Annotated in this window: 3 protein-coding genes; all 3 read left to right on the top strand. The window is 60.5% G+C overall.

The genetic code is table 11. The features are described from left to right. Window positions 1–1,317 (top strand): bifunctional indole-3-glycerol-phosphate synthase TrpC/phosphoribosylanthranilate isomerase TrpF (gene trpCF / locus LD28_RS0112045; RefSeq protein WP_033137209.1); only part of this gene is annotated, 1,317 nt, incomplete at its 5' end. Between the two features lie 76 nt (window positions 1,318–1,393). Continuing rightward, a complete protein-coding gene (gene trpB / locus LD28_RS0112040; RefSeq protein ID WP_033137208.1) occupies window positions 1,394–2,587 on the top strand; it encodes a tryptophan synthase subunit beta in 1,194 nt (397 codons plus the stop codon). Beyond that, window positions 2,584–3,390: a tryptophan synthase subunit alpha gene (trpA, locus tag LD28_RS0112035; protein WP_033137207.1), complete on the top strand. Its 807-nt coding sequence runs from the start codon at window positions 2,584–2,586 to the stop codon at window positions 3,388–3,390. The genes trpB and trpA overlap by 4 nt, the downstream gene beginning before the upstream one ends. Window positions 3,391–4,161: the final 771 nt, after the last annotated feature.

Below are 4,161 nucleotides of genomic sequence, written 5' to 3'. Positions count from 1 at the left end.
TTCCAGAGCGCGCTGACCCCCAGCGATCGGGATTTCGTTGGCGCGCTCAAGGCGGGCTCCACCCGCTTTATTCTGGAGTGCAAGAAGGCCTCCCCCTCCAAGGGCTTGATCCGCGACGATTTCAGCCCGGAGGCCATCGCCGACATCTATGGCAAATACGCCACCGCCATCTCGGTGCTGACCGACGAGAAGTTCTTTCAGGGGGATTTCGCCTTCCTGCCGCGGGTGCGAGGCCGCGTATCGCAGCCGGTGCTCTGCAAGGATTTCATGATTGACCCCTATCAGGTCTATCTGGCCCGCCACTATCAGGCGGACGCCATCCTGCTGATGCTCTCGGTGCTCACCGACGAGGGCTATCGCGCCCTGTTCGCGGTGGCCAAGGAGCTCGGACTTGGCGTGCTCACCGAGGTGAGCAACGAAGAGGAGCTGACCCGCGCCATCGCGCTGGGGGCGCCGGTGATCGGCATCAACAACCGGGATCTGCGGGACTTGAGCGTCGATCTCAACCGCACCAAACAGCTGGCCAAAAACATTCCAAGCGATCGGGTAGTGATCAGCGAATCCGGCATCAACCACCGCGCTCAGGTGGCGGATCTGCGCCACCACGCCAAGGGCTTTCTGGTGGGCTCATCCCTGATGGCCGAGCCGGATCTGGAGGCTGCGGTGCGCAAGCTCACTCTGGGCCAGAACAAGGTGTGCGGCCTGACCCGCGCCGACGATGCTGCCGCAGCCCATCAGGCGGGTGCCGTGTTTGGCGGCCTGATCTTTGTTTCCAAAAGCCCGCGCTATGTGGACATCCCCGCCGCCCGCGCCGTGATGGCGGGTGCGCCGCTCGCCTATGTCGGGGTATTTCGCAACGCCCAGCCCGCCACCATAGTCCAGACGGTGGAGGCACTGGGGCTCGCCGCGGTGCAACTGCACGGGGATGAAGATGCCGCCTATATCGAGGGGCTGCGTCCGCTGCTGCCAGCGGGTTGCCAGATCTGGAAAGCGGTCGGTGTCTCTCTTGGCAAAGAAAGCGGCGAGCCGCTGCCCGCCCTCGACTACCCGGCGGATCGGCTGCTGCTGGATACTGTCGTGAAAACTGCGGTGGGCAGCCAGAGCGGCGGCACCGGTCAGGCGTTCGACTGGAGCCTGCTGGCCACGCTCGATAAGAGCAAACTGATGCTGGCGGGTGGCCTTAATCCCGACAACGCCCTGCAGGCGGCGCAAGTGGGCTGCCTCGGCCTTGATTTCAACTCCGGGGTAGAGAGTGCCCCGGGCCAGAAGGATGCGCACAAGATTACGGCGGCCTTTGGCGCGCTGCGCCAACTGTAAAAGTGCCCTGCGCGCCCGCTAACCACATGCACCAAATGAATGAACTGCTTAAGCCTATAAATACAAGGAATAGTCTATGACTCTGCTCAACCCGTTTTTCGGTGAATTTGGCGGTATGTATGTCCCCCAAATCCTCATCCCGGCCCTGCTCCAGCTGGAAAAAGCCTTCGTCGATGCCAAGGATGATCCGGCCTTTATCGCCGAATTTGAGGAGCTGCTGACCGAGTATGCCGGTCGCCCGACCCCCCTCACCCTGACCCGCAATTTGACCCGCGGCACCAAGACCCGCCTCTATCTCAAGCGTGAAGATCTGCTGCACGGCGGCGCCCACAAGACCAACCAGGTGCTGGGTCAGGCGCTGCTGGCCAAGCGGATGGGCAAGACCGAGATCATCGCCGAGACCGGTGCCGGTCAGCACGGCGTCGCCACCGCACTGGCCTGTGCCCTGCTCGGCCTCAAGTGCCGGGTCTATATGGGCGCCAAAGATTGCGAGCGCCAGAAGCCCAACGTATTTCGTATGAAGCTGATGGGAGCTACCGTGATCCCGGTGCACTCCGGCTCCGCCACCCTCAAAGATGCCTGCAACGAGGCGCTGCGCGACTGGGCCGCCAACTACGACACCGCCCACTACCTGCTCGGCACCGCTGCTGGCCCGCACCCCTTCCCCACTATCGTGCGGGAGTTCCAGAAGATGATCGGCGAAGAGGCCAAGGCCCAGTGCTTCGAGAAGGAAGAGCGGCTGCCCGATGCGGTGCTCGCCTGTGTTGGCGGCGGCTCCAACGCCATCGGCATGTTTGCCGACTTTATCGACAACAAAGAGGTGCGCCTGATCGGGGTCGAGCCGGGTGGTCACGGTATCGAAACGGGTGAGCACGGTGCGCCGCTGGGGCACGGCAGCAAGGGGGTCTTCTTTGGCATGCACTCCTACCTGATGCAGGACACTCAGGGGCAAATTCAGGAGTCCTACTCCGTCTCGGCGGGGCTCGACTTCCCCTCCGTCGGCCCGCAGCACGCCTATCTGGCCTCCATCGGCCGCGCCGAGTATGTCTCCATCACCGACAAGGAGGCGCTGGACGCCTTCCAGGAGCTGGCCAAATCCGAAGGGATCATCCCGGCGCTGGAGTCCTCCCACGCACTGGCTCACGCCCTCAAGATGGCCCGCAGTGAACCGGAAAAAGAGCAGGTGCTCATCGTCAACCTCTCCGGCCGTGGCGACAAAGACATCTTCACCGTCGCTGACATTTTCGAGAAAGAAGGAACCTTGTCATGAACCGTTACGCACAACTCTTCTCCCGTCTGGATGCGGCCAATCAGGGCGCCTTTGTGCCGTTCGTGATGCTGGGTGACCCCACCCCTGAACTCTCGCTGGCCATCGTCGATGCGCTGGTCGCAGGGGGCGCCGATGCCCTCGAACTCGGCATTCCCTTCTCCGATCCGGTAGCGGACGGCCCCACCATTCAGGGAGCCGCTCTGCGCGCCTTTGCCAGCCACACCACCCCGGACGACTGCTTCGAGCTGCTTGGCCGCATCCGCGCCAAGTACCCGCAGCTGCCCATTGGCCTCTTGGTCTACGCCAACCTGGTCTATGTGCGCAAAATCGATGGCTTCTACGAGAAGTGCCAGCAGGCTGGCGTGGACTCGGTGCTGGTCGCCGACGTGCCGGTGCAGATGTGCGCCCCCTACAAGGCGGCCGCCGACAAGTTCGGCATCGACAGCATCTTTATCGCCCCGCCCAATGGCGACGCCGAGACCCTGAAACAGGTGGCGGAGCTCGGCAATGGTTACACCTATCTGGTGAGCCGCGCCGGTGTGACCGGCGCTGAGACCAAGGCTGGCATGCCGGTGGAGGGGCTGATCAACACATTGCGCGAGTTCAAGGCCCCTCCCGCCCTGCTCGGCTTTGGCATCAGCGACCCGGCTCAGGTGCGTGAAGCGATTGCCGCTGGCGCCGCCGGTGCCATCTCCGGCTCCGCCGTGGTGAAGATCATCGAGACCCACCACCAAAACCCGGCGCATATGCTGGTACGTCTGAAAGAGTTTGTGGAAGGGATGAAGGCCGCGACCAATCGATAAGGTCGGAAATAGGGTCAGATGGTTGTGACCCTGAGTGGCCAATGGCATGACCGCGTAACTGCATCACTGCATCACTGCATCACTGCATCACTGCATCAAAGGGAGCCTGACCGGCTCCCTTTCTTTTTATCTCGCGTGTCCCCTGCGGCTCTGGGCGTGTTGCCCCCTCTCCCTCCGGGAGAGGGCTGGGGTGAGGGCGGCTTTGCATTCCCAACCAAATGAGTTGCTCACTCAGCCCATGCCTTAATGACTAATTTATTGATCCAACACAGATTCCCACCAAAACACGCTTCTCAACGCTCCACCCTCCCCCTTAAGATACCCGAATGACAATCAACCTCTCGGAAGAACGCCATGACAGCGATTGTTACTTTCTCGCAGGTTAACAGCAGCGAACTGGGGGCTGACACTCAGGGGCGGTAGCGTGGTTTTTTGTAGGTCGCGCAGAGCGTAGCGAAGCCCAACAGGCGATCATCATTGCGCCAACCAGAGCGTGATAAACATGGATATGGCAGCTCCGTAAAACAGATTTACAGATATATTTCGCGGTAAACGTTGGGCTTCACTTCGTTCAGCACCAACCTACGATTTTTAGCCCAACATACGACATAGGAAAACACCTAACATTACTCAAGAGGCATTTGCAATATGTGGTATTTTTCAACCTATTAAAATTAATTGCGATTGCTTTAGTTGAGTTTATTAGTCGTGCATTGCAAGCTTCTTAAGCGGGCGTTAGGTTATCTTCTGATAGTGGAGTAATAATGAAGT

It is taken from the genome of Aeromonas finlandensis (assembly GCF_000764645.1).
Taxonomy (GTDB): Bacteria; Pseudomonadota; Gammaproteobacteria; order Enterobacterales; family Aeromonadaceae; genus Aeromonas; species Aeromonas finlandensis.
The sequence above is the reverse complement of the archived record's forward strand: the minus strand, read 5'-3'. Positions and strand labels throughout refer to the sequence as shown.